15 protein-coding genes, 2 pseudogenes and 1 riboswitch are annotated in these 22221 nt (G+C 68.3%); of the genes and pseudogenes, 4 read left to right on the forward strand and 13 right to left on the reverse strand.

Annotated elements, in window-relative coordinates; genetic code table 11:
* Positions 1-494 precede the first annotated feature (494 nt).
* Both ybaL and EX88_RS0120740 read left to right on the forward strand, forming a co-directional pair.
* The gene (gene ybaL / locus EX88_RS0120735; RefSeq protein ID WP_031373894.1) at positions 495-2186 is read left to right on the forward strand and encodes a YbaL family putative K(+) efflux transporter; all 1692 of its coding nucleotides are present in this window, start codon (positions 495-497) and stop codon (positions 2184-2186) included.
* Positions 2187-2232: 46 nt separating this feature from the next.
* On the forward strand, positions 2233-2916 hold the full coding sequence (locus EX88_RS0120740) for a YceH family protein (RefSeq protein ID WP_051885371.1): 684 nt from the start codon (positions 2233-2235) through the stop codon (positions 2914-2916).
* A gap of 107 nt (positions 2917-3023) precedes the next feature.
* On the opposite strand, the gene EX88_RS0120745 is transcribed toward EX88_RS0120740, so the two are convergent.
* From EX88_RS0120745 to btuB, 13 genes and pseudogenes are all read right to left on the reverse strand, one after another.
* Entirely contained in the window at positions 3024-3965 is a 942-nt protein-coding gene (locus EX88_RS0120745; RefSeq protein WP_051885372.1) for an AraC family transcriptional regulator, read from the reverse strand.
* Between the two features lie 147 nt (positions 3966-4112).
* The gene (locus tag EX88_RS0120750) at positions 4113-4856 is read right to left on the reverse strand and encodes an adenosylcobinamide-GDP ribazoletransferase (protein ID WP_031373897.1); all 744 of its coding nucleotides are present in this window, start codon (positions 4854-4856) and stop codon (positions 4113-4115) included.
* Positions 4853-5461 carry a histidine phosphatase family protein gene (locus EX88_RS0120755; protein WP_051885373.1) on the reverse strand — a complete coding sequence of 203 codons (609 nt, stop codon included), beginning with the start codon at positions 5459-5461 and terminating at the stop codon, positions 4853-4855. The genes EX88_RS0120750 and EX88_RS0120755 overlap by 4 nt, the downstream gene beginning before the upstream one ends.
* 49 nt (positions 5462-5510) lie before the next feature.
* Positions 5511-6578: a nicotinate-nucleotide--dimethylbenzimidazole phosphoribosyltransferase gene (gene cobT, locus EX88_RS26950; protein WP_051885374.1), complete on the reverse strand. Its 1068-nt coding sequence runs from the start codon at positions 6576-6578 to the stop codon at positions 5511-5513.
* Positions 6575-7126 (reverse strand): bifunctional adenosylcobinamide kinase/adenosylcobinamide-phosphate guanylyltransferase, encoded by a 552-nt coding sequence (gene cobU, locus EX88_RS26955; RefSeq protein ID WP_031373900.1) that lies wholly within the window; start codon positions 7124-7126, stop codon positions 6575-6577. The genes cobT and cobU overlap by 4 nt, the downstream gene beginning before the upstream one ends.
* On the reverse strand, positions 7114-8604 hold the full coding sequence (locus tag EX88_RS0120770) for a cobyric acid synthase (protein ID WP_051885375.1): 1491 nt from the start codon (positions 8602-8604) through the stop codon (positions 7114-7116). Before EX88_RS0120770 ends, cobU begins: the two co-directional genes overlap by 13 nt.
* A complete protein-coding gene (cobD, locus tag EX88_RS0120775) occupies positions 8601-9599 on the reverse strand; it encodes a threonine-phosphate decarboxylase CobD (protein WP_031373902.1) in 999 nt (332 codons plus the stop codon). Before cobD ends, EX88_RS0120770 begins: the two co-directional genes overlap by 4 nt.
* 238 nt (positions 9600-9837) lie before the next feature.
* A pseudogene (gene cbiB, locus EX88_RS0120780) lies at positions 9838-10749 on the reverse strand (adenosylcobinamide-phosphate synthase CbiB); the annotation flags it as partial.
* Entirely contained in the window at positions 10746-12029 is a 1284-nt protein-coding gene (locus EX88_RS0120785; RefSeq protein WP_235186381.1) for a cobyrinate a,c-diamide synthase, read from the reverse strand. The pseudogene cbiB and the gene EX88_RS0120785, both read right to left, overlap by 4 nt.
* 190 nt (positions 12030-12219) lie before the next feature.
* On the reverse strand, positions 12220-12840 hold the full coding sequence (cobO, locus tag EX88_RS0120790; RefSeq protein ID WP_031373905.1) for a cob(I)yrinic acid a,c-diamide adenosyltransferase: 621 nt from the start codon (positions 12838-12840) through the stop codon (positions 12220-12222).
* 35 nt (positions 12841-12875) lie between these two features.
* Positions 12876-13487, reverse strand: a complete 612-nt coding sequence (locus EX88_RS0120795) for a hypothetical protein (protein ID WP_051885376.1) — start codon at positions 13485-13487, stop codon at positions 12876-12878.
* A gap of 52 nt (positions 13488-13539) precedes the next feature.
* Entirely contained in the window at positions 13540-14130 is a 591-nt protein-coding gene (locus tag EX88_RS24050) for a hypothetical protein (RefSeq protein WP_036149665.1), read from the reverse strand.
* 77 nt (positions 14131-14207) lie between these two features.
* Positions 14208-16061, reverse strand: a complete 1854-nt coding sequence (gene btuB, locus EX88_RS0120805; RefSeq protein ID WP_031373908.1) for a TonB-dependent vitamin B12 receptor — start codon at positions 16059-16061, stop codon at positions 14208-14210.
* Positions 16062-16215: 154 nt separating this feature from the next.
* Positions 16216-16459: riboswitch (cobalamin riboswitch) on the reverse strand.
* A gap of 488 nt (positions 16460-16947) precedes the next feature.
* Here btuB and EX88_RS24055 point away from each other — a divergent pair.
* Positions 16948-19367, forward strand: a pseudogene (locus EX88_RS24055) (TonB-dependent receptor plug domain-containing protein).
* A 622-nt stretch (positions 19368-19989) separates the two neighbouring features.
* Positions 19990-22017, forward strand: coding sequence for an amidohydrolase family protein (locus EX88_RS0120820; RefSeq protein WP_161786157.1), 2028 nt, complete (start codon positions 19990-19992; stop codon positions 22015-22017).
* Positions 22018-22221: the final 204 nt, after the last annotated feature.

Here is a 22221-nt window from a genome sequence, read left to right on the forward strand (position 1 = left end):
AACGGCCCGCATCCATGCGGGCCGCCCTCCGGGTCTTCTATAGCCTTCGCGAGTGCGAAGCCGCGCACAGCAACAGCAACAGCGGCAACGGCATAGCTAGAGCTAGAGCTAGAGCTAGAGACAACCGCAATCGCCCCGGTCCTGCGACAACGACTATCCGATTGCCCCGTCGCCAGCCCTAATCGCCAGGCATCAATCAGCCCATTCCGCGCAAATCTGCCCCCAACCACTCCAAAGCCCGGCGCACAGCTGAATTCGCATTCATCCCCACACCCCTCACCGGCACGAACCGATTCCGCACGACCGCCAAACCATCACGCCCACGCCACCCCTTGCGCGCAAGTCTCCAACACGCATCCGCCCCTGCGGCGCCCGCACGCCCCGGGGCAAAAATGTTTCAGAAACAATCATTTGCAAGCGCCGCACAAACGAGAAAGACTTGCATCCAGCGGCCTCACCACACATCCTAAAAGGACGACATCACAGGAGAGCCGATGCATCACACGTCCCTGATCGCCATCCTGGTAGCCGGTTTCGTACTCGCCTTCATCTTCGGCGCCATCGCGCAACGCCTGCGGCTGTCGCCGCTGGTGGGCTACCTCATCGCCGGCATCATCGCCGGACCCTTCACGCCGGGCTTCGTCGGCGACCAGACCCTTGCGCCGCAATTGGCCGAAATCGGCGTGATCCTGCTGATGTTCGGCGTCGGCCTGCATTTCTCCCTGCGCGACCTGCTCGAGGTCAAGAACATCGCCCTGCCCGGCGCGGTCGTGCAGATCGTCGCCGCCACCGCCCTGGGCTGGGTCATGGCCTGGCTGCTCGGCTGGTCGCACGGCGCCGGCCTCGTGTTCGGCCTGGCCCTGTCGGTCGCCAGTACCGTGGTGCTGCTGCGCGCGCTGGAAGAACGGCGCCTGGTCGAGACCGCCAAGGGACGCATCGCGGTCGGCTGGCTGATCGTCGAGGACCTGGCGATGGTGCTGGCGCTGGTGTTGCTGCCCGCGTTGTCAGGCCTGCTCAAGGGCGAAGTCACCGAAGGCTCGGAGGTGTGGAGCCAACTCTTCATCACCCTGGCCAAGGTCGGCGCCTTCATCGCTGTGATGCTGATCGTCGGCCGCCGGGTCATCCCCTGGATTCTCGAACGCGTGGCCGGCACCGGTTCGCGCGAATTGTTCACCCTGTGCGTGCTGGCGATCGCCCTCGGCGTCGCCTTCGGTTCGGCCGAACTGTTCGGGGTCTCCTTTGCGCTCGGCGCCTTCTTCGCCGGGATGATGCTCAACGAGTCCGAGTTCAGCCATCAGGCCGCCGCCGAGACCCTGCCGCTGCGCGATGCGTTCGCAGTGTTGTTCTTCGTCTCGGTCGGCATGCTGTTCAACCCGATGATCCTGGTCGAACGGCCGCTGGAAGTCGTCGCGACATTCGCGATCATCGTGATCGGCAAGTCGGTGGCCGCCTACGCCATCGTGCGCGCCTTCGGCAAACCCAACTCGACCGCGATCATGATCTCGGCCAGCCTGGCGCAGATCGGCGAGTTCTCCTTCATCCTCGCCACCCTCGGCGTGGAACTGGAGATCCTGCCGAAGGAAGGCCAAGACCTGATCCTCGCCGGTGCCCTGCTGTCGATCATCGTCAACCCGCTGCTGTTCGCCTGGCTCGACCGCAAGCAGGCGCGCGAGGCCGCGGCCGCGATCGAGGCGAAGATCGACCCGATCGCGCCGCCGGTGCCGGCCGACATCGACAAACACGTGATCCTGATCGGCTACGGCCGGGTCGGCAGCGAACTGGGCCGCCTGTTGACCGAGCACAAGGTGCCGCTGGTGGTCATCGACGGCGAGGACAGCCTGGTCGACAAGGCACGCGCCGCCGGCCTGCCGGCGGTGTTCGGCAATGCGGTCAACGAACGCGTGCTGCGCGAAGCGATGCCGGAGCGCGCGACCACGGTGATGGTGGCGATTCCGAACGCGCTCGAAGCCGGCGAGATCATCGCCCGCCTGCGCGAGATCAACCCGGCCCTGAGCATCGTCGCCCGCGCCCACAGCGACAACGAGGTCAAGCACCTGCTCGAACACGGCGCCGACGGCGCGGTGATGGCCGAGCGCGAGCTGGCCCACAGCCTGGCCGAAATGGTCATGGCCGCGCCGGTCTACCGCGGCGCGCGCCAGTTGCCGCCTTCGACCGCGCTCACCTGAGCGCGACCTTCCTGCTCAAAGACACGAACACGAGTCCAGAACGACCATGAGCGAACTCGATAACTCCAACACCGACGCCCCGACCGATTCCGCCGACACCGCGCCGCAACTGAGCGTCGCCGAGGCGCGCATCATCGGCAGCCTGATCGAGAAGGAAGCGACCACCCCGGACGTCTATCCGCTGACCCTCAACGCCATCGTCACCGCCTGCAACCAGAAGACCGCGCGCGAACCGACGATGCAGCTGGAACAGGGCGAGGTCGCCAACGCCCTGCGCCGGCTGGAGACGCGCGGCTGGGTGAAGTCGCAACACAGCTCGCGCGCCGAGCGCTATTCGCACCGCGCCGGCACCGTGCTCGACCTGACCCGTCCGCAGACCGCCCTGCTCGGCCTGCTGCTGTTGCGCGGGCCGCAGACCACGCACGAGCTGCTGGCGCGCAGCGAACGCATGGCCAAGTTCGATTCGGTCGGCGACGTCCAATACGCCCTGGAGCGCCTGGCCCAGCACACGCCGAGCATCGTGCGGGTGATCCCGCGTCAGAGCGGGCAGCGCGAAGACCGTTACGGGCATTTGCTCAGCGGCGAACCGGTCTATGTCGGCAGCGGCGGTTGGTCGGGCGAGGAAGGCGGCGGCGCATCGGCCCCCTCCTCCGCCGTGCTCGAACGCATCGCCGCGCTGGAAGCGAAAGTCGCCGAGCTGGAAGCGCGGCTGGAAGCGGCGGGGGCCTGAGCCCCAAGTTCGCTGTTACGCGCAATAGCGCGGTCGCGGCTCGTGACCGCAGGAAATCCCCGTGGGACGCCGCTCCTACCCTTAAAGCCGCGGCGCCGTTGGGGCGATCAATCCCGATCCTGCAACGGCAGATAGATGTCGGTGCGCAGCAGCGGTTCCGGGACTTCGTCGGGGTCGTCGAGGTATTCGTGGTGCAGCGGCGCATCGCGCAGCGATTCGCCGCTGTCGGGCAGCCAGCGCGCCAGCAGCGCGTCGGTCAGCGCCTCCAATCCATCGAAGGCGCCGACATGGCGAACGCGCGCGTAGCGTCCGCCGCCCAACCGCACCGTGTGCAGCCCGTCGCCGGCATCGGGCTGCACCGGCGCACCCAGGGCGATCATGCAATCGAAGGCGCAGGCCTGCGGCGGGACGTCGCGGCGGTCGTCCCAGGGCACGCCGTACAGACCGCTCAAGGTATCCAGCAGGCCGCGCTCGGCGGCCCAGCCGAACAAGCGGCCGAAGCCGTCGTTCTGCTCGCGGTAAGCACCGATGACGCGCAAGGCGAGCACCTGGAAGGGGTCGACACTGACCACCTCGACCCGCAGCGGCGGCGATTCCTCGGATGGGCTCTCGGCCGGCAGCGACAGCCGCTCGATCTCGCGCCACAGCCGTTCGGGCTCGGCGCGCAGTTCGCTCGGGGTGCCGCCGACGCTCTGGCGGAACGCACGCGTGAACGCTTGCGGGGTCTGGTAACCGACCGCGAGCGCGGCTTCGGTGATGCTGCGCTCGGCGCTGGCCAGCAGGCGCAGCCCCTGCAGCAGACGCAGGCGCGCCACGGTCTGGCCGGTGGTTTCGCCGGTCATGGCCCGATAAACGCGGTGAAAGTGGAACGGCGAGAACGAGGCCGCCTCGGCGAGCCGATGCAACTCGGGCGGCTCCTCGCCGCGCGCGATCGCCTGTTCGATCAGGGCGACGGCGCGGTCGATGCGGCGCTGGTGGGCGTCGCGGGTAACGGACTTCAAGGCGGGACCGCTGCGTTCCGACGCCGGGTGTTCCTTGACCGATGGCATGGCCGTGCTCCTCGCGGACGGTGTGGGATCGGTACCCAGCCTGGCAGGTCGGCCCCGCCGCGGCGGTTCACATCTTGCGCTTTCGCAAGCGGCCAGGCCGGGCCCGCCGCCGCAGATCGGCCTCGGGCGGCGCCGGCCGGAAACGCTTCAGTAGGACAGGGCCAGCGCGACCAGGACCGCCGCTTCGATCAGTTCGGTCAACGCGCCGCAGGCGTCGCCGGTCATGCCCTGCAACCGCCGCAGGCAGGCGCGGCGCCAGCACGCGAACACGAGCGCGGCGACCGCGAGCGCCACCGCCCCTCGCCAGCCGCCGAGTGCGCAGAACCCGGCGCTGAGCACCAACGCGGCGATGCACGCCGCGCGCGGCGCTTCGACCAGACGCTGGCCGAGACCGCCGCTGCGTACATAGGGCAGGCTGACGAAGGCCAAGGTCAGGGCCGCGCGCGCCAGCACCGGTGCGATCAGCAAGGCGACCCAGGCCGGCGCCGGCAGGCTCGCCAGCGCGGCGAATTTCAGCAGCAGCACCAGCACCACCGCGACCACGCCGACCGGGCCGCTGCGCGGGTCTTTCATGATGGTCAGGGTGCGTTCGCGAGTCTGCTCGGGCGTGGCGGCGAGGCCGCCGACCCAGGCATCGGCGCTGTCGGCCAGGCCGTCCAGGTGCAGGGCGCCGGTCAGTACCACCCAGGCCGCGAGCACCAACGCCGCCGACAGCAGCGGCGGCCGCGTTTGCAGGGCCCAGGCCAGTGCGCACAGCAAGGCGCCGATCAACAGCCCTGCGGCCGGATACCAGGCCAGCGAACGCGATTGCGCGCGCGGATCCTCGAACACGCGCGCCGGCACCGGAACCCGGGTCAGGAATCCGATCGCGGCGAGCAGCGCGCGCATCAACCGTCGACCGGGTCCGCTTGCGGTTGCGCGAACTCGGTGACGTGGCTCGAAGTCGGCGGCCACGACAAGGGATGCAGCGAGGCGTGGGCGACGTCGATGTTGAGCATTTCGTTGTAGCGCCGGCCCGCGGCCAGGCAGCGCAACAAGCGGATCACGCCGCCGTGGGTGATCACCAGCACGCGCCGGCCGGGATACTCGCGCAGGATCTCGCCGACCGCGCCGGTCAGGCGCGCGGCGAAATCGGCGAAGGTCTCCGCGCCCGGCGGCGGATACGCGACCGGGTCGGCCCAGAACCGCGCCAGCGCTTCGCCCTCGTGGTTGGCGATGGCGTCGACCGGCCGCCCCTGCCAATCGCCGAAGTGGTACTCGCGCAGGCGCGGCTCCAGCGCCAGCGGCAACCCGCGCGACTGCGACAGGTCGCGCGCGAACGCGGCGCAACGCTGCAAGGGCGAACTCACGACCGCATCCCACTCGCGCCCACGCACCGCATCGCGCATCTGCCGCCAGCCGAGTTCCAACAGGCTGTCGTCGAGCTGTCCGCGGTAGCTGCGGTGGCCGGTGTCGCCGTGGCGCAGCAGGTCGATAGGGGTGGCGCTGGAACTCATCGCATCGGCTCCGGTCCTTGTGCGCGGCATGCGTTCGTCGGGGCCCACATCATGCCTGTTGCGAGGCCGCCTCGGACACTCCCGCCTGGGCGAAGGTGGCCATGCCGTTGTGCAGGGCACAGGCCGAGCGCAACAACGGCACAGCGACCGCGGCGCCGCTGGCTTCGCCCAGGCGCATGCCGAGGTCGAGCAAGGGCTGCGCGCCGAGCGCCTGCAACACCGCGGCGTGACCGCGTTCGTGCGAGCGGTGCGCATACAGGAACCACTCGCGGCAGCTCGGGTTGATGGCCTGGGCGACGAGCGCGGACACGCTGGCGATGAAACCGTCGACCAGCACCGGCAACCCGGCCTGGGCCGCGGCGATGTAGGCGCCCGCCAGCGCGGCGATCTCGAAACCGCCCAGGCAACGCAAGCGCTCCCAGGCGTCGCCGGCGCCCGCATGAAGGGCCAGCGCGCGTTCGATCACGCGGACCTTGTGGGCGATGCCGTCGGCATCCAGGCCGGTGCCTGCGCCGCTCAATTCGGACGGCGAACGATCGAGCAAGGCGCTCGCCAAGGCCGAGGCCGAGGTGGTGTTGGCGATGCCCATCTCGCCGCCGATGAACAACTGCGCTGCGCCGTCGAGCGCGGCGCGCACGCTGGCGGCGCCGGCGCTCAGGGCCGCGCGCAGTTGCGGTTCGCTCATCGCCGGCGCCTCGCAGAAGTTGGCCGTGCTCTCGGCGATGATCGCGCGATGCACGCCGCGGATCGGGCCGGGGTCGTTGACCGTGCCGAGGTTGACCACGTCCAGGGTCGCGCCCAGGCTGCGCGCGAGCACGCTGATCGCCGCGCCGCCATGGGCGAAGTTGCGCACCATCTCGCCGGTGACCGCCTGCGGGAACGCCGACACGCCTTCGGCGGCGACGCCATGATCGGCGGCGAACACGCTGATCCAGACCCGGTCCACCTTCGGCGCCGGCGTGCGCTGCAAGGCCGCCAGGCGCACCGCGAGTCCTTCGAGCGCGCCGAGCGAGCCCGGCGGTTTGGTCAGCTGCGATTGGCGCATGCGCGCCTGGGTTTCGATGGCGGTGTCCGGGCGTGCGCAACCACGCAGCCACCATTTGCTTTCGTCGTTCAAGTTCGGGTTCCTCGCGTACACGTCTCCGCAGCGAGCGGAGCGCTTTTCAATACCAGCGGCAAACCGGCCGCCACGAACACCACCCGCCCGCACAGCGCAGCGAGCGCCTGGTGCAAGCGCCCGGCCTCGTCGACGTAGCGTCGCGTCAACGCGCCCATCGGCACCACGCCCAGGCCGACTTCGTTGCTGACCAACACCACCCGGCCCGGCAAGTCCGCGAGCGTCGACAACAAGGCCTCGCGTTCGCGTGCGAACACGGTCTCGTCTTGCGCGCCGAGCAGGTTGCTGAGCCACAGGGTCAGGCAATCGACCAGCACGCAACGATCCGGCGCGGCATGGCGGCGCAACGCCGCCGCCAGGGCGATCGGCTCCTCGACGCAGCCCCAGTGCGCCGGCCGGCGTGCGCGATGGTGGGCGATGCGGTCTCGCATCTCTTCGTCCCCGGCCTGGCCGGTGGCGAGGTAGACGACGTCGTCGGACTCGGCCGCCAGACGTTCGGCCAAGGCACTCTTGCCCGAGCGCGCGCCGCCGAGGATCAGGCTGTGCATAGCGTCTCCTCCAGGCCGAACCATTGCGCGAGCCGGGCGGTGTCGAGACAGGTCTCGACCGCATCGGCGAGGCGATCGATGCTGGCTTCGCGCAGGCCGCGCATGTCGAGCGGCTCGGCATCGACCAGGCCGGCCCAGCGCAGCAAGGCCGCCAGCGCCGCCGGCTCGTCGAACAGCCCGTGCAGATAGCTGGCGAGAATCTGGCCATCGGCGGAGACCGCGCCGTCGTCGCGGCCGTCGGCCAGGCGCAGGGCCGGCGACGCCAGCGCCGGGCCGCGACTGATGCCGCAGTGAATTTCGTAACCGGCCACCGCCGCTTCGCCGTCGCTGCCGTCGATGGCGAGGCGGCCGCGCACGTTGCGCAATTGCTTGTGCGAGTCGAGCTCGGTTTCCAGATCCAGCCAGCCCAGGCCGTCGCTGGAACCGGGCTCGCCTTCGATGCCGAGCGGATCGTGGACGGCGCGGCCGAGCATCTGCAGGCCGCCGCAAATACCGATCAGCTTGCCGCCGTAACGCAGATGCCGGGCGATCGCCTCGGCCCAACCATTGCGCCGCAGCCAGGCCAGGTCGGCGCGCGTCGACTTCGAGCCCGGCAGCACGATCAGGTCGCAGGCCGGCGGGATTTCGCCGGGACCGACGAACACGCAATCGACCTGCGGATGCGCGCGCAGCGGGTCGAAATCGTTGTGGTTGCTGATCCGCGGCAAAGCCGGCACGGCCACGCGCAAACGCGCTTCGGCTTTGCCGGCACGCTCGCGCGGCAAGGCATCCTCGGCTTCCAGATGCAGGCCGTGCAGATACGGCAACACGCCGAGCACCGGTTTGCCGGTCTCTAGTTCGAGCCAGTCGAGCCCGGGTTGCAGCAAGGCGATGTCGCCGCGGAAACGGTTGATGACGAAGCCGACCACGCGGGCGCGTTCGCTCTCCGAGAGCAGGGCCAAGGTCCCGACCAGGTGCGCGAACACGCCGCCGCGGTCGATGTCGGCGATCAGCACCACCGGGCAATCGACCGCCTCGGCATAGCCCATGTTGGCGATGTCGTTGGCGCGCAGGTTGATCTCGGCCGGGCTGCCGGCGCCTTCGACCACGACCGCATCGAAGCCTTCGACCAGGCGCTCGTGCGAGGCGAGCACGGCCTCGCGGGCGACGCGCTTGTAGTCGTGATAGCCGCGCGCATCCATGTTGCAGACGGCATGGCCGTGCAGGATCACCTGCGCCCCGGTATCGCTGTTGGGCTTGAGCAGCACCGGATTGAAGTCAGTATGCGCGGCCACCCCGGCGGCCTGCGCCTGCACCGCCTGGGCGCGGCCGATCTCACCGCCGTCGGCAGTGACCGCCGAGTTCAGCGCCATGTTCTGCGGCTTGAACGGCGCCACCGCGACGCCGCGACGGTGCAGCCAGCGGCACAACGCGGTGACCAGGGCGCTCTTGCCTGCGTCGGAGGTGCAGCCCTGCACCATCAGCACGCGTGCGCTCACGACGGACTCCTTTCGCTTAACGTTTCGGCCAGCGCCGCATCCAGTCGCGCCCATTGCGCGGCATCGCCGGGCAGGCCGAAGCGCAGGCTGGCCGGCGTCTCGAACAAACGGGTGAGGATGCCGCGCCGCGCCAGGGCCTCGTGCAAGTCGGCGGCCTCGTCGCTGCGATGCCACTGGAAGAAGGCACTGCCGCCGCTCGGTGCGAGACCATGATTGCGCAGTAACGCGGCCAAACGCTCGCCTTGATTCCGTAATTGCACACGCATCGCCGCCTGCCAGTCGCGGTCGGCGAAGGCCTGGCGCAACACGTAACGCGCCGGGCCGGCCACGGCCCACGGGCCGAGGCGATCGCGCAAGCGTTCCAGCAAGGCCGGCGCGGCGCAGACGAAGCCGGCGCGCGCGCCGGCCAGGCCGAAAAACTTGCCGGCCGAACGCAGCACGATCAGCCCTTCGCGCTCGCTGTGCGCGCACAGGCTGTGCTCGGGCGTGGCGTCCATGAAGGCCTCGTCGATCAGCAGCCAGCCACCGCGTGCGGCGAGGCGCTGGTGCAGGCCGAGCAGGGCTTCGCGACCGAAGCGATCGCCGCCGGGGTTGTTGGGGTGGATCAGCACGACCACGTCGAAATCGTCGACGCCGGCGATCAACTCGTCCGCCGCGCGCAACTCGACCCGATGGCCGCAGCGGCGCCAGGCATGCGCATGTTCGGCGTAACCCGGCGCCAACACGCCGACCTGCGAGGCTTCACGTAATTCAGGCAAGGCCTGGATCGCGGCCTGGGAACCGGCGACCGGCAGCAACGCCGGCGCGCCGTAGTAATCGCAAGCCGCTTCGACCAAGCCGTCGTCGTCCTCGGGCAGGCGATGCCAGGCGCGCGCGGGAATCTCCGGCACCGGCCAGGCGATCGGGTTGATGCCGGTGGACAGATCCAGCCAGCGTTCCGGCGCGATGCCGTAACGCTGCGCGGCACGTAGCAGACGGCCTCCGTGCTCAAGCATGCGCTGGTCTCCTACCGTTCGGTGGCACCGCATCGTGCCTGTAAAAATGCAGCGATTGCGTGATGACGGAAACGTCGAACGCAATGGCACATTGCAACGCGTCTTCAGCCAAACACGCTGATTTCGACTTCGTCGCTGCCGATGAATGCCTCGTAGCACAATAAATATCGCCATCCATATCGGCAGGCCGCATGAATGCCTGCGCGGCCGGTGCAGGCATGCGAATCACGGTATGCGCCGCCGCGAATGCCGCCACCGTCAACAACCACAGCGCGACGCCGCGCCCGACCAAGCCTTGCGCTCGCACGATCGAGCGCGCATCCGGCGCCTGCCCTTCGCCGAGCGCCGGCCTTTGCTCCCACACGCCGTGGTACGGCGCGGCGCCGCCGAGGCGCACGCGCAGCGCGCCCGCCCCCGCCGCCATCACCGGGCCCGCATTTGGGCTGTCCCACAGCGGCGCCTGCCGGCGCCAACAATGCAGCGCCATGGCGGTGTCTCCAAGCACGGCATAGGTCGCCGCGGTCAGCCGCGCCGGCACCCAGTTCAGCACATCGTCGATGCACGCCGCGGCCCAGCCGAAGCGTTCGTAGCGCGGCGTGCGGTAACCCCACATCGCATCGAGCGTGTTGGCCAGCCGATACAGCACCGCCCCGGCCGGCCCGAGCAGGGCGAACCAGAACAGCGCGCCGAACACCGCGTCGTTGCCGTTCTCCAGCACCGACTCGGTGGCCGCGGCGGCGACGCGCTCGGCATCGAGCGCCGCGGTGTCGCGGCTGACGATGCGGCCGACCGCCGCGCGCGCCGCGTCCAGGTCGCCGTCGCGCAAGGCGCGCGCGACCGGCGCGGCGTGTTCGTCGAGGCTGCGCAGACCGAGAGTGAGATACAGCATGCTGGCCGCATAGGCGCCGGCCAACCAAGGCGAGCGTGCCAGCAACTCGAACTGCAGCCAGGCTGCGAGCAGGCTCGCCGGCAGCACCGCCACGGCCCAGGCCAGCACGCCGCGTCCGCGCCCGTCGCCATGCAAGCGGGCTTCGATCGCCCGCGCCATGCGCCCGAACGCGACCAGCGGATGCGCGCGCCGCGGTTCGCCGAGCAGACGATCCAGCGCCACCCCGCTCAGCATCGCGATGGCGAGCGTCGCCGGGCTCATGGCTGCAGGAGCTTGAGCGCCGCAACCGGGTTCGAGGGGAAATAGAAGTGGACGAAACTCGCGCTCATGCGGCGGTCGCGATACACCGCTTCGCGGCTCGGCCCGCCGTTCGGGTTGACCGATTCGGCGATCGCTGCGGCCCCGATCTCGGCACGCGCGTAATGGAAGGTATGCCCGCGCAAGCGGCCCTCGGGCAGCTCGACCGATTGCAGACCGAGCGCGGCCATGCGCGTCTGCATGACGGCATGCCCTGGCAGCAAGCCGGCCATGGCGGCGCGCTCGCCGTCGCGATCGGTCAACGAGTCGAGCGCATACAGCAGACCGCCGCACTCGGCCAGCAGCGGTTTGCCGGCGTCGCGATGTGCGTGCAGGTCCTCGCGCAAAGCGTGGTTGCCGGCCAGGGCCGACAGATGCAGTTCCGGATAGCCACCGGGCAACCACGCCGCATCGCAGTCGGGCAGGCCGTCGCCGGCCAGCGGCGAGAAGAACTTGAGTTCGGCGCCGGCCGCACGCAGCAGATCGAGATTGGCCGGATACAGGAAACAGAACGCGGCGTCGCGGGCGATGGCGATGCGTACGCCTTGCAATTGCGCGGGCACCGGTTCGGCCTCGGCCGCCGCGAACGCGACCGGCGGCGGCAGTTCGGCGTCGGCGTGTTGGCCCCAGGCATCGGCCAGCGCATCGAGCCGCGCGTCCAGATCGCCGAGCTCGCTGGCGGCGACCAGGCCGAGATGACGCTCGGGCAAGGCCAGGCCGGGGTCGCGCGGCAAGGCGCCGAGCCAGCGCAGATCGGCCGGCAGACTCTCACGCAACAACTGCGCGTGATAAGCGCTGCCGATGCGGTTGGCGGCGACGCCGTACACCCGCAGGCCGTCGCGATAGCGCGCGAGCCCGGTCGCCAGGGCGCCGAAGGTCTGCGCCATCGCCGAACCGTCGATGACCGCGAGCACCGGCACACCCAACCCCTCGGCAAGGTCGGCGCTCGACGGCGTGCCGTCGAACAGGCCCATCACGCCTTCGATCAGGATCAGGTCGGCTTCGCCCGCGGCCGCATGCAAACGCGCGCGCACGTCCTGCTCGCCGCACATCCACAGGTCGAGCTGGTAAGCCGGATGACAGCCAGCGGGATGCCCGCTGGCGCGTTCGAGCACCATCGGATCGAGAAAGTCCGGCCCGGTCTTGAACACCCGCACCCGTCGGCCCTGACGCGCATGCCAGCGAGCGATCGCCGCGGTGACGCTGGTCTTGCCCTGGCCGGAGGCCGGGGCGGAGACAAGCAAGGCGGGACAGTGATGCCGGGAATCGGGAATGGGGAATCGGGAATCGGTCGAAGCCGCAGCGTCAATCGTGCCCACGCATGCGTCGGAGATTTCGCCCAATTTTTCGTTGCCAGAAGACATATCGCTCGTCCCGTCAGTGTCTACGAATCCCGCTTTTACGATTCCCGATTCCCCATTCCCGACTCCCGCTCTAAAGTTCGATCCCCTTCTGCGCCTTGATCCCCGCCTTGAACGCATGCTTGACCACGCGCATCTCGGTGACGGTGTCGGCCGCTTCGATCAGGGCATCGGGGGCGCCGCGGCCGGTGATGACCACGTGCTGCCGCTCCGGCCGCGCCGCGACCGCGGCCAGCACGTCGTCGAGCGCGACGTAGCGGTGCGCCAAGGCGATGTTCAACTCGTCGAGCAGGACGAAGTCGTAGCCGGGGTCGGCCATCATCTTCGCCGCGATCGCCCAGGCCGACTGCGCGGCGCGGATGTCGCGCTCCTTGTCCTGGGTTTCCCAGGTGAAGCCCTCGCCCATCACGTGATAGTCCAGTTCTTCGAAACGCCGGAAGAAAGCCTCTTCGCCGGTCGAGAAGCTGCCCTTGATGAACTGCACCACCCCGCACTTGAAACCGTGCCCGAGCGAACGCGCGAGCATGCCGAAGCCCGAGGAGCTCTTGCCCTTGCCGTTGCCGGTATTGACCACCAGCACGCCGCGTTCGATGGTCGCCTGGGCGATCTTGCGGTCGATCAGTTCCTTCTTGCGCTGCATGCGTTCGCGGTGGCGCTCTTCGCTGCTCGCAGCGAAACCGGCGCGGTCGCCCATGCCGTCGTTCTTGCCGCCGTTGTTGTTATCCGCGCTCATGCCGGCGCTCCGCTGCGCTGGCGCAGGACCAGGCCGCGCGCGACCGCATACACCACGAAGGCCAGGCCGACATAACCAGCCAAAGTGCCCAGAGCGCGCGGGTAGTACTGCGGGATGCGGTCGATGAAGCCGGCCAGGCTCGCATCGGGGTAGCGGCCGGACAGGAAATAAAACCCGCCCTTGGAAATCAGGTAGGTCACCACCGAGGTCGCCAGCAACACCAATACCAGGCGCGGCACCGTGCCCCAATGGTCGCGATGCACGCGCGCATAGACGCGGCCGCCGAACCACAGCGCGCCGTAGGCCAGGGCCAGCGCCCAATAGGCCGGCGACAAGCACCAGTCGGTGATGCGGCCGAGCGCCAGGCTGCCCAGGTCGAGCGCCGAGGACAACACGAAAAATGCCGGGAACGCCCAGACCGGACGCAGCAAGGCGCCGACCAGGAAAAACACCGCCCACGACGCACTGGGCAAAGCGTCGACGCTGGCGAAGTGTTGGCCGCGGGTGCAGATCATCAGCAGCGCCAGCGACGCGGCGGTCGCGATCAGCGCCTGCCGCGATTCCAGCGGCAGCACCGCGGTGGAGACGACGAGGAGGGGGTTCGACATGATCAAGCTCCGGAGTGCGAAGGGGCGACGACTCGAAACGGTGCGGCGACGATCAACGGCTCGTGGTCGGCTGCGAGGCCGGCGGACGTGCGATGCGGGCGATCGCCGCGTGTGCGACGAACGCGACCGCGATGTAACTCATGGTGGTACGCACGAACAGCGGGCCCCAACGCCAGACCCGGCTCAGGTACTCGGCGAAGTTCGGCTCGGCGTAGCGGCCGCCGAACCAGTAGAAGGCGCCGTTGGATATCAGGAACGATGCGCTGGCGGCGGCGAAGGCCACGCCTAACGCACGCCCGAATCCGCGCCAACCGGCCGGCATGCGCGGCGCATACCAGCGCCCGGCGTACCACAGCACGGCATAGGCCAGCAGCAGGAAGGCATACGACGGGGTCACGCAGTAGTGGTCGAAGAAATTCAGGCCGCGCCCGGTGATCGCGAAGTAGTCGATGGCGACCGCCGCGAGCAGAAACACCGCGTAGCCCAAGTGCCGGCGCAGATACAGGCCGCCGAGAAAGAACACCGCCATCGAGGCATCGGGCAGATGCAGCAGATCGCCGAAGTGATGGAAGCGCGTGGCGATCATCACCATCAACAACAGGCACGACAGGCTTAATTGAATGGGACCGGGCAAATTCTTCATCGGCGACTCTCGATAGGCGCCGGCAACACGGTGGTTGCCGGCAAAGTCCGCGGATGCGGGCCGAGGTTGCTGATCCGTCAGCGGGAAGGCCGGTAACGCAAGGTCAACAGATAATTGCGGCCGGGCTGATTGTAGAAAGCGGCGGTTTCGTAACGGCGATCGAACACGTTGTTCGCCGCCAACTGCACGCTCCAGGCCTCGTTGAAGGCGTAGCCCAGGCGCAGATCGGTGAGCGCGTAGCCGGCCAGGCGACGCGTATTGGCCAAGTCATCATAACGATCGCCCGCGGCATAGACGCTGGCACCGAACGACCAGGAACCGTTGCCGACCGCGATGCGGCGGTCGGCATCGATGCGCGCGCTCTGCCGCGCACGCCGCGGCAGGAGTTTGTCGCGGCTGGCGCTGCGGCTGTCGTTGCGCGGGTCCAGCCAGGTCGCGCTGGCGCGCAGGTCCCAGTCGGCCAGACGGGTGTCGAACGCCGCTTCCAGGCCGCGGATGCGCGCGCGATCGACGTTGCCGGGCAAGCCGATCGAGGAATCGAACGCGATCAGGTCGTCGATGTCGCTCTCGTAGGCGTTGAGCGACCATACATGCTGGCGGCGCTCGCCGTGGATGCCGCGCAGGCCGATTTCGACGCTGCGCGAGGTTTCCGGCGACAGGCCGGCATTGCCGTAACCCGGGTAGTACAACTCGTTGAAGGTCGGTGCCTTGAACGCGGTGCCGTAGCTCGCGGTCAAACGCAGCGCCTCGCTGAGGTTCCAGCCCCACAGCAGGCTGCCGGTGGTCTCGCCGCCGAACTGGCTGTCGTCGTCGCGGCGCAGGCTGGCCTGCAGCGCGTGCGCGCCGAAACTCTGCTGCCACTGGCCGAAGGCGCCGCGCAGGATGCGGGCGTCGCGGGCATAGCGGGTATTGCTGTCGATGCGGTCGCGCTGCCAGTCGAAACCGAGCGTGAGCAGGCCGCTGCCGATGCCGATGTCGCCCTGCACCGAGCCGAGCTGACGCCGGGTCTCGAAGGTGCTGGAGTACTTGCCGTTCTTGTAGGTGTCGCTAAGGTCTTCGCTGCGGCCGGCGCTGGCGCTGAGGCTGACGCGGTCGCTGGGCCGGTAGCGCAGCTTGGCGCCGGCGACCTGCTGCACGCCGTCGGCCTCGTTGTTCTGGCTGCCGTCGTACTCGTTATGGTTTTCGGTGCGGAACAAGCGCGCTTCGGCGTCCCATTGCTCGTTGAAGCGGTAGCCGCCCTGCAGGGTCAGCGAATCGTTGCGATAGCCGTCGCGGTCCGGCGAGTTGGTGAAACAACCCGCGCCGCCCGGCGAGGGCTTGCCGCGGCAGGCGTTGATGCCGTCGGTGTCTTCGTGGGCGGCGTTGATCGAATACCAGCCGCGCTCGCCCTTGCCGGCGACGCCGGCGGTGGCTCGATGGGTGGCGTAGCTGCCGACCGAGGCGCTGAAGCTCGGCACGAACGCGCCCTGCGGCCGCCGGGTGAAGATCTGGATGACGCCGCCGATGGCTTCGGAGCCGTACAGGCTGGAGAACGGGCCGCGTACGATTTCGACGCGTTCGATCTGTTCGACCGGAATGTCCTGCAGCGAGGCGCCGCCGCTGGTCGCCGAACCGATCTTGACCCCGTCGATCAGCACCAGCACGTGGTCGGACTCGCTGCCGCGCAGAAACAGCGACGTCGCCTTGCCCGGGCCGCCGTTATTGGCCAAAGAAGCGCCCGGCGTGCCGCGCAACAGGTCCGGCAGCGACGAGGGCTGCAGGCGTTCGATCTGGGCGCGGTCGATCACGGTTACCGCGGCGAGCGTGGCGTCCTGGGTCTGGGCGGTGCGGCTCGCGGTGACCACGACCTGGTCGAGATCGACCGCGGGCGCGGCCAGCGCGGAGGCGGCGAATGCGGAACCGGCGAATACGAAAGCGCAGCGCGCGGGGATGCGCGCAAGGCGCGGAACAGCGGAAAAACGGAACGTCACAGTTGGCTCTCCATGGCCGCGCCTCACCCGCGCGGTCTAGACCAGGTCGTGACAGGGGGATGGCGGAACGGAGAGACGGCGCGCGCGCCGATGCCCCGAGACATGGCCCTCCGCCTGTCGGTTCGCGCTCCGGGCCGGTCTCCGGGCTTGCGAGCGGAGGCGGTCCGAGATCGGACCGGGTCTCCCGTACCGCGCCTTCCCGTGTCGGAACACAGTGGCGTCGTGCGGTACGTGTACTCGCTTACCGTTGCGGGGGCAGCTCCGGATTGACCGACCTGGCGAACGCCAGAAGCGGGGACCGGATTCCCGTTTCAATCGCCGATTGTGTGTCGGCGATCACCTTGAGCGCGCGCATCTTAGCAGTCGAGCGAGGTCGGGACGCCAGCGGAATTCGTGCGAGCGCGCTTGAAGTCTCTGGACCGCAGCCAGGGCGCCCCTCGCGGGGGGCTAGCCCCCAGTCCTCTCCGCGCAGGCGGGGCGAAGAGATGCGCTTGCGAGCCACCGGCCCGCGTATCCGTGAACGCCAGGGCGCCGCGCGCCCTGGCCGGGCGGTAGAGACCTCAGGCGTTCTCGCACGAAAGCCCGGTGGATCCCCGCCTGCGCGGGGATGACGGCTTGAGAGGGAATAACGGCTTGCGGAGATGAAGGCTTAACGGGGATGAGGCCCAGAAAGCTCCAACCGGGCCAGGCGCAGCGGCCGGCGATCCGCCTTCGGGGCCCGCAAAGAGTGTGCCATTACCACTTTTCTACTACTTGCGTTAGGCAATATTTGGCCGCTTCATTGACCGGTTGTTACGTTCGTGTTAAATCCGAATGACATCGCTGTCATCCCCATCAAGGAGTCGTCATGCCCGTCCGCCGCACCTTCGCCGGTTCACGTCACCCTCTGGCCCTCGGCCTCCTGGTAGCGCTCGCCGCGCCGGTCTACGCGCAGGACGCGCCGCAAAACGATCCCAAGACCCTGGACCAGGTCATCGTCACCGGCACCCGCGTCAGCGACCGCACCGTCGCCGAGTCCACCGCGCCGATCGACATCATCACCCCCGAAACCCTGGAAGCCACCGGCACCGTCGAGCTGGCCACCGCGCTGTCGCGCGCCCTGCCCTCGCTGAACTTCCCGCGCCCGGCCATCACCGACGGCACCGACGCGGTGCGCCCGGCGCAGCTGCGCGGCCTGGCCCCCGACCAGGTGCTGGTGCTGGTCAACGGCAAGCGCCGTCACACCACCGCCCTGATCAACCTCAACGGCAGCCAGGGCCGCGGCTCCTCGCCGGTCGACCTCAACGCCATTCCGATCGCCGCGATCGAACGCGTCGAAGTGCTCTCAACGCCATTCCGATCGCCGCGATCGAACGCGTCGAAGTGCTGCGCGACGGCGCTTCCGCGCAGTACGGCTCGGACGCTATCGCCGGCGTCATCAACGTCGTCCTTAAAGGAAGCGGCGAAGGCGGCAGCATCGCCGCGCGCTACGGCCAGTACAGCGCCGGCGACGGCAAGCAGTACCAGTTGTCCGGCGACACCGGCATCAAGCTCGGCGAGAACGGCTGGCTGCACCTGGCCGCGCAAGGCGGGCACCAGGACCAGACCAATCGTGCGCGCCCGTTCCAGGGCCGCGTCGAGCAGCGCTACGGCGATCCCGAGATCGACCAGGGCGCGTTCGCCTACAACGGCGAATACAACCCCACCGAGTACCTGAGCTTCTATTCGTTCGGCAGCTACAGCGAACGCGACGTGCTCTCCAACGGTTACTTCCGCTTCGCCGGCGACCCGCGCAACATCCCGGCGATCTACCCGAACGGCTTCCTGCCGCAGATCCACAACGTCAGCAAGGACCGCGCCGCGGTGTTCGGCCTGCGCAGCGAAACCGCCGGCGGCACCCAGATCGACCTGAGCTACAACTACGGCCACAACGGCCTGACCTTCGATATCGAAAACACCCTAAACCGCAGCCTGGGCCCGACCTCGCCGACGCAGTTCTACGCCGGCGCGCTGGAAGTCACCCAGCACGTGCTCAACCTGGACTTCACCAAGTCGGTCGACTTCGGCTGGCAGTACCCGGTGACCTTCGCCTGGGGCGCGGAATGGCGCGGCGAAGAGTTCTCCGAACGCGCCGGCGAGCCGCTGTCCTACGCCAACGGCGGCGTGGCCGCGCCGAACGGCCAGATCATCCCGGGCGCGCAGGTGTTCTCCGGCTTCCGCGCCAGCGATGCCGGCGACTTCGACCGTCACAGCTATTCGGTCTACATCGACGCCGAAGCCGACCTGACCGACAAGTTCTCGCTCGGCGCCGCCGCGCGTTACGAGACCTACAGCGATTTCGGCGAAACCACCTCGGGCAAGCTGTCCGGCCGCTACGCCTTCACCGACAAGGTCGCCCTGCGCGCCACCGCCTCGACCGGCTTCCGCGCGCCGTCGCTGCAGCAGCAGTTCTTCCAGTCGATCGCCACCAACTTCATCAGCGGCATCCCGTACGAGATCGGCACCTTCCGCGTCGACAACCCGGCCGCCATCGCCCTGGGCTCGGAAGCGTTGAAGGCGGAAGAGTCGACCAATTACAGCCTGGGCCTGGTGCTGCAGCCGGCCGACCAGCTCTACATCACCATCGACGCCTACAACATCCAGGTGAAGGACCGCATCCTGCTGTCGGAAAACCTGACCAGCGCGGCGGTGCGCAACTACCTCAACGCCAACGGCTATCCCGGCATCGGCGGCGGCCGCTACTTCACCAATGCCGTCGACACCGACACCAAGGGCGTGGACATCATCGCCACCTACGGTTGGGACGTCGGCTCGGGCAAGCTCAACCTCACCGCGGGCTACAACTACTCCAAGACCGAGATCGACAAGATCGCCCCGAACCCGCCGCGCCTGGCCGCGATCGACCCGGCCGCGGTGCGCATCGGCCGCACCGAAATCGGACGCATCACCAAGGGCGCACCGCGCGACAAGTTCTTCCTCGCAGGCGACTGGAAGACCGGCAACTGGAACTTCACCGCCACCGCCACCCGCTACGGCGAGTTCACCGAGTTGCACGCGACCGACCCGAGGCAGGACCAGACCTTCGGCGACGAATGGACCCTCGATCTGGCCGCGACCTATCGCCTGAACAGCTGGGACTTCACCATCGGCGGCGACAACGTCCTCGACGCTTATCCCGACGAGTCCAAGCTGGTGCGCGGCACCCGCAACTACCTGCCGTACAACACCGCCTCGCCGTTCGGCTTCAACGGCGCCTTCGGCTACATCAAGGTCGGCTATAAGTGGTAAGGCACGCAGCGCTGCGTTGCAGTGATTTTGATTTGCTTTGCTGCTTTACCTGTTAACCGTAGACCCGGAGGACGGCGCACAGGACGTGCGCCCAGCCTTTAAAAAGGAATGACTCGATAAGACAGGGACGTCTTATCGAAAAATCCCGGCGCAGTGCATCGCACTCGTGGCCTGTGCCCTTGCAAGGAGAGCCCTCCCTTTGGTTACCTTTGACCGAAGGGAATCCAGACGGACTTTTGGGCTTAGCAAAAGAAAGTAACCCGGCCGCGTCAGCGGACGGAAGCCTTGCTCATGATTGAAGGAGACGCCGGAGCCCGGCAGGGCGCGGTCGCGGCTTGCGCCGCTCCTACCTTCGCGACGGCACGCCGCTTCGATGAATAGCATCGGCGGTGCCGCTTCTGCGCGTTCCTTGGTCGCGACTTGCGTCGCTCCTACAGGGATGGAACTCTGCCCTAGCTAGAAACATGCACCGCGACGGCCCGAACTCCCGGGCCGTCGCTTTTCGTCGATCGCAGTACATTTCGCGGATCGGCGGATCGGCTATAAAGAGGACCTCGCCGCTGCGGGCGCCTGCGATCGGCCCGGCCCAGCGGCTCCGCCGCGAATGCCCGAGGTGTCCGCCATGCGTTCGACCGTTGCGCTGTTGCTGTCCCTGGCGATTACGAACGTCATCGCCGCGCCCGCCAAGCGCGAACAGATCATGCTGCTGCAAGGCAAACCCGCCGGGCAGCAGATCGTCGAAACCGCGAGCGACGGCAGCACACGCGTCGAATACCAGTACAGCGACCGCGGCCGCGGCGACCACCTCAAGAGCGAATGGACGCTCGATGCCGCCGGCATTCCGGTCGAGTACCGCGGCAGCGGCCACAATTATCTGAAAGTTCCGGTCGAAGAGAGCTTCAGCGTGCGCGACGGCAAGGCGCGCTGGAAGAACGACAGCGAGCAAGGCGAGAAAGCCTTGACCACGCCGGCCTTTTTCCTGCCGCTTAATGCGACCCCGGAAATCCAGGGCGTGCTGGTGCGCGCGTTGCTGAAAGCTCCCGAGCGCAAGCTCGCCCTGCTGCCGGCCGGCGAAGCGCGGCTCGATAGTGCGGGCACGCTCGAAGTGACGACGGCCAAGGGTCCGGCGATCTTGTCCTTGTATCGCGTGTCAGGGCTCGACTACACGCCCGGCTCGGTCTGGCTGGACGCCGAAGGCAACACCGCCGCGCTGATCATGGCCTCGGGCTGGGTCTCGATCCTTTCCCCCGAATACAAGGATTCGCTCGCCAAACTGATCGAATTCCAGGAACGCGCCGGCGCCGAGTGGTCGCTGAAGTTGGCGCGCGAGCTGACCTACACGCCGAAAGGCCCGTTGTTGATCCGCAACGCGCGCCTCTACGACCCACGCGACCTGTCGGTGACGCCGAACACCAGCGTCCTGGTCGAGGGCGAGCGCATCGTCCGCGTCGCCGCCGACGCCGCGCTCAAGCCACCGGCGAACGCCGAGATCCTCGATGCCGGCGGCCGTTTCCTGATGCCCGGCCTGTGGGACGTACACAAGCATTACGGCGACTCCGACGGCGCGATGGACATCGCGAACGGCGTCACCAGCAGCCGCGACGTCGCCAACAACACCGACGCCTTCCTGGACAAGGTCAAGCGCTTCGACGCCGGCACCGAGATCGGCCCGCGCGTGCTCGCCGCCGGCTTCATCGACGGCCCCGGGCCTTACGCCGGCCCCACCAAGATGTTGGTCGACACGCCCGAGGAAGCGATCAAGGCGGTCGACTGGTACGCCGACCACGGTTACATGCAGATCAAGAGCTATTCCTCGCTGAAACCCGAACTGGTGCCGGTGATCGCCGACCGCGCCCATGCCCGCGGCCTGCGCTACAGCGGCCACGTGCCCGCCTTCATGTCGGCGCGCCAATTCATCGAGGCCGGCGCCGACGAACTGCAGCACATCCTGTTCGTCGAACTCAACTTCCTTTACCCGCGCGTGCAGGAAACCCGCACCATGGCGCGGCTGACCGAGCCGGCCGCGCACGCCGCCGAGTTTCCGCCGGAACGCGCCGAGGTCCGCGATTTCATCGCCTTTCTCAAGCGCACGCATACCGTGCTCGACCCGACCATGGGCATCGCCGAAGACCTGTTCGCCGGCGACCCGCAGAGCAAGATCCCGCCCGGTTTGAAGACGGTCGCGCCGCGACTGCCGCCGCAAGCGCAACGCAACCTGAGCTGGGGCTCGTTGAAGGTACCCAAAGGCGAGGAACACGCCTATGCGCAGTCCTTCCCGACCATGCTGCGGGTGCTCAAGGCATTGCACGACGCCGGCGTGACGATCCTGCCCGGCACCGACGCCCTGGCCGGCTACATGCTGCACTCCGAGTTGATCCTGTACGCCCGCGCCGGCATCGCCAACGCCGAAGTACTGCGTCTGGCGACGCTGACCCCGGCGCAAGTGCTCGGCGTCGACAAAGACCGCGGCGTGATCGCCCCGGGCAAACTCGCCGACCTCGTGCTGATCGACGGCGACCCGATCCAGGACATGAACGACATCCGCAAAGTCGACGCCGTATTCAAGGGCGGCAAGCGCTACGACCCGGCGCAGATCGAGAAGGCGTTGGGGATCGTGCCGCGCAAGGCGGCGCCGATGGCGGCGAACTGAATCGCGGCCAGCGTTACGCCCTAAGGATGATGCGCTGGACCGCTCTGCCGAAAGTCAGTCAAACGACCTTGCCGTTGCCGTTGCCGTTGCCGTTGCCGTTGCCGTAAAGATTTTGCTGTGGCCGTGCGCCGATAGGCACTAGCGAAGGCCATAGAAGACCCGGAGGGCGGCCCGCAGGGATGCGGGCCGTTTTTCATCGGGACA

This window comes from Lysobacter antibioticus (assembly GCF_000731095.1).
Classification (GTDB): Bacteria; Pseudomonadota; Gammaproteobacteria; order Xanthomonadales; family Xanthomonadaceae; genus Lysobacter; species Lysobacter antibioticus_B.

Excerpts from the sequence above, each read along its gene's own strand:
- ybaL (WP_031373894.1), top strand. The coding sequence starts at position 495 with ATGCATCACACGTCCCTGATCGCCATCCTGGTAGCCGGTTTCGTACTC.
- EX88_RS0120740 (WP_051885371.1), top strand. The coding sequence starts at position 2,233 with ATGAGCGAACTCGATAACTCCAACACCGACGCCCCGACCGATTCCGCC.
- EX88_RS0120745 (WP_051885372.1), bottom strand. The coding sequence starts at position 3,965 with ATGCCATCGGTCAAGGAACACCCGGCGTCGGAACGCAGCGGTCCCGCC.
- EX88_RS0120755 (WP_051885373.1), bottom strand. The coding sequence starts at position 5,461 with ATGAGTTCCAGCGCCACCCCTATCGACCTGCTGCGCCACGGCGACACC.
- cobU (WP_031373900.1), bottom strand. The coding sequence starts at position 7,126 with ATGCACAGCCTGATCCTCGGCGGCGCGCGCTCGGGCAAGAGTGCCTTG.
- cobD (WP_031373902.1), bottom strand. The coding sequence starts at position 9,599 with ATGCTTGAGCACGGAGGCCGTCTGCTACGTGCCGCGCAGCGTTACGGC.
- cobO (WP_031373905.1), bottom strand. The coding sequence starts at position 12,840 with ATGGGCGACCGCGCCGGTTTCGCTGCGAGCAGCGAAGAGCGCCACCGC.
- EX88_RS0120795 (WP_051885376.1), bottom strand. The coding sequence starts at position 13,487 with ATGTCGAACCCCCTCCTCGTCGTCTCCACCGCGGTGCTGCCGCTGGAA.
- EX88_RS24050 (WP_036149665.1), bottom strand. The coding sequence starts at position 14,130 with ATGAAGAATTTGCCCGGTCCCATTCAATTAAGCCTGTCGTGCCTGTTG.
- EX88_RS0120820 (WP_161786157.1), top strand. The coding sequence starts at position 19,990 with ATGCGTTCGACCGTTGCGCTGTTGCTGTCCCTGGCGATTACGAACGTC.